This window comes from Streptomyces toxytricini, from assembly GCF_014649915.1.
Classification (GTDB): domain Bacteria; phylum Actinomycetota; class Actinomycetes; order Streptomycetales; family Streptomycetaceae; genus Streptomyces; species Streptomyces toxytricini.
In genome coordinates this window covers 1-4,849 of sequence record NZ_BMTY01000043.1, presented here as the reverse complement: position 1 = coordinate 4,849, position 4,849 = coordinate 1, and the positions used below count along the sequence as shown (strand labels likewise).

General features: G+C 70.5%; 7 protein-coding genes. 4 read left to right on the top strand and 3 right to left on the bottom strand.

Annotated elements, in window-relative coordinates; all coding sequences use genetic code 11:
• Positions 1-127: 127 nt before the first annotated feature.
• Together IE170_RS32225 and IE170_RS32220 are read left to right on the top strand one after the other, a co-directional pair.
• Positions 128-487, top strand: coding sequence for a hypothetical protein (locus IE170_RS32225; protein WP_189813031.1), 360 nt, complete (start codon positions 128-130; stop codon positions 485-487).
• A gap of 80 nt (positions 488-567) precedes the next feature.
• Positions 568-774: a hypothetical protein gene (locus IE170_RS32220; protein ID WP_189813030.1), complete on the top strand. Its 207-nt coding sequence runs from the start codon at positions 568-570 to the stop codon at positions 772-774.
• 20 nt (positions 775-794) lie between these two features.
• Here IE170_RS32220 and IE170_RS32215 read toward each other — a convergent pair whose 3' ends face one another.
• On the bottom strand, positions 795-1,076 hold the full coding sequence (locus tag IE170_RS32215) for a hypothetical protein (protein WP_189813029.1): 282 nt from the start codon (positions 1,074-1,076) through the stop codon (positions 795-797).
• Between the two features lie 221 nt (positions 1,077-1,297).
• On the opposite strand from IE170_RS32215, the gene IE170_RS32210 reads away from it, so the two are divergent.
• Positions 1,298-2,353 (top strand): DNA polymerase III subunit beta family protein, encoded by a 1,056-nt coding sequence (locus IE170_RS32210; RefSeq protein WP_189813032.1) that lies wholly within the window; start codon positions 1,298-1,300, stop codon positions 2,351-2,353.
• Positions 2,354-2,362: 9 nt separating this feature from the next.
• On the opposite strand, the gene IE170_RS32205 is transcribed toward IE170_RS32210, so the two are convergent.
• Entirely contained in the window at positions 2,363-3,040 is a 678-nt protein-coding gene (locus IE170_RS32205) for an SDR family NAD(P)-dependent oxidoreductase (protein ID WP_189813028.1), read from the bottom strand.
• A gap of 185 nt (positions 3,041-3,225) precedes the next feature.
• On the opposite strand from IE170_RS32205, the gene IE170_RS32200 reads away from it, so the two are divergent.
• Positions 3,226-3,804 (top strand): hypothetical protein, encoded by a 579-nt coding sequence (locus IE170_RS32200; RefSeq protein WP_189813027.1) that lies wholly within the window; start codon positions 3,226-3,228, stop codon positions 3,802-3,804.
• Here the strand turns inward: IE170_RS32200 and IE170_RS32195 are convergent.
• Entirely contained in the window at positions 3,798-4,400 is a 603-nt protein-coding gene (locus IE170_RS32195; protein ID WP_189813026.1) for a dihydrofolate reductase family protein, read from the bottom strand. The genes IE170_RS32200 and IE170_RS32195 overlap by 7 nt on opposite strands.
• Positions 4,401-4,849 lie beyond the last annotated feature (449 nt).

The following is a 4,849-nucleotide window of genomic DNA, read 5'->3' as shown; positions in this document are numbered from 1 at the left end:
GTAGGACGCCGCCGAACAATCATTGTGGGTTAGCCCCGCACCAGCTCTGGTGCGGGGCTTTCCTGCGTTTCAGGGCAATATCCAGGCCTGCCTCGGTATCCTGGCGGCGTTCCCCTGGAGGAGTCCGATGACAGCACAGCAGCTGGAAGACGGCGACCGCCCCCTGATCCCCCAACCGGCCATGACGCGCGAGGCCCTGCGGGACGCGGTGCGGCGGATCGACATGCCGAGCCTGGCCGCGCTCGACAGGGAATGCCACGAGGCCTTCGACCGGGCCGCGGAGACCGGGGCGATCAACCCGCTCCGCTTCTTCCTGATCAAGTGGGCCACTCACGTGGCGATCCACAGGTGGCCGGCCCGCGCGGCCGCCCTGCGCGAAGCGGAACGGATCGTAGGCGACTCCGCGTCCACCGAGCAGGAGTTCCAGGACGCCATGGCAACGAGCAGCCGCATCCTCGCCGAGGCTCAACGCGAAATCGGCCTGTGACCACGCGCGGCGAAGGCGTCGAGAGCGACAACGGCTGGGCATGGGAATGCGATCCCAGCCGGCTTTGGGTTCTCGGGGCCATGCCGACGGAACAGCAACTGCTGGTCGGCGCCGTCATGGACGGGCTCGTCGACTTGGCCTCGATGGGCATCGACCCCAAAGACGGCAGTCTGCACGAGGACCCGAATCCGATGCGGCTCCGGACGTACGAGGACGAGCACCTCCTGCTCTGGTACCAGACCATCCCCCACCGCCACCGGGTCTACCTGAAGCGGGTCAACCTCTAGCGTGAGCCTCGCGTCCGGGGTTACAGGCTGTGGATGGCTTTCGCCAGCTCGGGGCCGTAGGAGGCCCAGCAGAGTACCGAGCCGTCCTTGTCGAGATGGCCCATGAGCCATTCACCGTCGTGGCGCACGAGGCACAGTTCGTGGAATGCCAGGATCAGGTCGGGCCAAAGCCGTTCGTAGTCCGCCTGGTCGGCCGCCTCGATGACCACGAGCCGGTCGAGGGAGAGCGGGGTGGCCGTGGGATCGGCCGAGAGGGCGCGTACGCGTTCGAGCGTCCAGCCTGCGGGGAGTTCTGAGGCCACTCGCGCATGGTCCCAGCGGCGGGGCCTTGGCTGCCGGTTGTGTGGACAGTCGGAGCCGACCAGTCGCGCCAGGAAGTGCGACAGATCCTGCACGCCACCCCTGACCCCGAGCGTGACCGCTGCGCAGAAGTCGTGGCAGAACCTCACTGAGTGAACGAAGGCGGCCTTGACCTTCGGGTTGGTTGAGGTTCGAGGATGGCGCCGTGCCAGATGACGAGCTGATGCCGATAGGGGCCTTTGCCCGACGCAGTGGGCTGACCTGCAGTGCGCTGCGGTTCTACGCCGACTCCGGGCTGTTGCCGCCCGCCGAGACCGATCCCGCCTCGGGTTACCGCTACTACAGTCCCGGGCAGCTGGCCCGGGCCGTCGCGTTGCGGCGGCTGCGTGAGGTCGCCATGCCGTTGGCCGGGGTCGAGGCCGTGCTCGGTGCGGGGGCCGGTGAGGCGGCACGACTCCTCGACGAACACGTCGCGGAGGTTCTCGAGCGGGCCGCGGCCGTGCGGGAGAAGGCCGCAGTCATCAGGGCCGCGTTCGGGGAGGAGACGGGGCTGTGCCTCGGGGCGGTGAAGGGGCCCGTGCTGGCGGATGCGGTCGAGCAGGTGCTAACCGCGACCGCGTACGAGGCCGGCACACCCGCACTTGCCGGCCTGCGCGTCGAGGCGGATGCCGAGGCAGTCACCCTGACCGCGACGGACCGGTACCGGCTCGCCACCAGGACGCTGCTCCCGGCCGAAAGGGCGGAGCGGGCGTGGGCCGGAACCGTCGACGGCGGTGAGCTGAGGGCCGCCGTCGGCGAGATCCGGCGCAGCCCCCTGGTGCGGCTCGAAGCAGTCCCGCACGGCATCTGGTTCCGCCTCGGCCGTCGGGGGGACCGGCACTGCCGGCTGGTGTCCGAGGACTTTCCCGATCACCGGCTGATGCTCGAGTCCCTGGGTGAGGCCACCACGCGGGTGACGGTCTCGAAGGAGCTGCTCCTGCGAGCGTTGGAAGAGCAGTCCGGGGAGGATGTGGTGCTGAGGGTGGACGGTTGCGGACTGACCGTCGGACCAGGGGACGGTGCCGGGACCCGTCTCGCGGTGCCGGCCGCCGTGGCGGGGCGGGCCCTGCAGGTGCGGTTCGAGGTGACCACCCTCTATCCCGCGGTGAGCACCGCGATCGGGCCCGACGTCCTGCTCGACCTTCGGGGGCACGACCGGCCCGTCACGCTCCGGTCGGCGGACCGCGGCGACCTCACCACCCTGGCCATGCCTGCCGCCCTGGCGGGGGCCGCTCCGTAGACCACCGTCTTACGCCGCCAGGTCCCGGGCCGTGTACCGCCCGCTCGGCGGCCGCTCCGCGACCAGCCGCAGCAGCAGCGGGGCCACTTCCTCCGGTGCGGGCAGAGCGTCGAGGGCTGCGTCCGGCTCGGCCGACGCCAGCATCCGCGTCGCCATCGACCCCGGGTCCGCCCACCACACCCGCAGCTCCGGCTCCTCCACGGCCAGGACGCCCGACAGGAGGTCCAGCCCGGCCTTGGTCGCCCCGTACGCCCCCCAGGTCGCGTACGTCTCGACTGCCGCGGCCGAGCTGACGTTCAGAACGGCACCCAGAGGTGACACCCGCAGCAGCGGCAGCGACTCCTGGACCAGCGCCAGCGGTGCCACGAGGTTCACCTCCAGGGCGTGGCGGAAACCGGCCGGAGACTGCTCGGCCAGCGGCACCAGGGGCTCCGCCCCGAGTACCGCCGCGTTGTTCACCAGCAGGTCCAGCCCACCGAGCCGCCGTGCCGCCGCCACCAGCGCGGCGCGGTGCCGGGCATGGCGTACGTCGCCCGCGAGCGCGACCACGCCGGGGATGTCTGCCGGACCGGGGAGCGCGCCGGCGTCCCGTCCGCTCACCACCACACTCCAGCCCTGCCCCGCCAGCTCCGCGGCCAGGGCACGGCCCAGGCCGCGGGAAGCCCCCGTCACGATCGCCACCGCCACGCCCGCCCCCGACTCCCCGGTCCTTTGTGCCTTCGGCGCCACCGTAGGCGTGCGGCCGGCTGCGGCGCCTCGGCCGCCGGTCCCATGGCAGCCGGGACCTTGGTCGTGCTCCCTCATTCGGCCCCGCTCCGAACGCTGCCCGGCCGCCGCTCGCCCTGACGAGGCGCGGTGCGAGACTTCGGGCCATGACGGCATCCGACTTCAGTGACCTGGACTATCTCCGGGAGATCGAGCGCCTCGCCCACCGTGTCCGCGTTGAGGCAGGCAACGAAGGATGGCTCTCGTACCAGGAGGACCCCGACGAGGCGACACCCTTGCAGCGCAGCGTGAACGCGCTGGCCCGGGTCTTGCACCACTACCACTTCGACGGCGACGGCTGCCTGGACGAGGACCGGCCCCTGGTCCGCCTGGTCGGAGCCTCCGTGCTGAAGCCCGGTGTCATGCCGGCAGGGGTGGAGGAGTCGTACGAGGAGGTGTGTGCGCGGATCGGCGTCGACCCCAGGCCGGAAGGCTGGGCCTTGTGGAACACCTGGGGCGACGGGGACCTGAGGGTGACCATGGTGGTGTCCGCGGTCGAGACGACCGAGGGGCTCTTCCGGAACTGGGCGCGCGGCAGGGCGATCGACCCGGTGTCGCCGCTCCCCTCTCAGATCGCCCTCGTCCGCCAGGGGTGGATCGGGCCGGTGACGTTCTCGCCTCGCGGCGTCGAACGGACCGGCCTTGGCGGTCTGCCGCCGGCCTCGGTGGCGCCACCTGGTCAGTGAGACGCGTCGCCGGTGGCTTGGTAGGTGCAGACCTGGACGCCCGTGGGGCTGGTGACCGCGGAGACCAGGTGCAGGGTGCGCTTGCTGCCGGACGTCGGGAAGATGCTCTTGCCGCCGCCGAGGACGACCGGCATCACGTTGAGGCGGAGCTCGTCGACCAGGCCCTCCTCGATCAGGGTGCGGACGAGTGAGGGGCTGCCCATCACCACCAGGTCGCCGCCCTCGCGCTCGCGGAGCTCCCGGATCGCGGGCAGCGGCTTGTCGCCGGGGATGAGGGAGGTGTTGTTCCACGTCAGGTCGGTGGCCGTGAGCGTGGAGGAGACGACGTGCTTGGGGAGGGCGTTCATGCGGTCCGCGAAGGGGTCGCCGGCGCGGTCGGGCCAGGCGCCGGCCATCGTCTGCCAGGTGCGCCGCCCGAAGAGGAGGGCTCCCGCACCGGCCAGGGCGGCGTCGAAGGCGCCGCCGACCACTTCCGGGTCGAAGAACGGCTGCACCCAGCCGCCGTGTGCGAAGCCCCCGTCCCGGTCCTCGTCCGCCCCGCCGGGTGCCTGTACGACGCCGTCCAGGCTGATGAACTCCGTGACCACGATCCGCATGCGACTCACTCCTCGTGAAGGTCCTGCCCTGCCTGTGTCTACTGGATGGAGACCGGAGCCGGACGGGAAACTCATCGGTCCCCCAGGGGCCGCGGGCGTGACGCCTGGGGTCTTTGACACCTGTGGGGTGCAGATGTAGAGTGGAGCGGTTGCCTGGAACGGATCGTTCGGCAACGAACCCCAAGCAGACCTCGTACCCGGGACTTCGAGCCCCGGGTGCACAGTCGACTCCATGTTCGGAAATTCGAGCCGGGAAATCCGGTGGAAAAGTTCTGATAGAGTCGGTCTCGCCGAAAGGGAAACGCGAAAGCGGACCCCGGAAGGCAAACCCGCTTCGACCGGGAATCGGACACGAAAGAGTCTGATAGAGTCGGAAACGAAGAACGAAAGCCCGGAGGAAAGCCCGAAAGGGTGAGTACGAAGGAAGCGTCCGTTCCTTGAGAACTCAA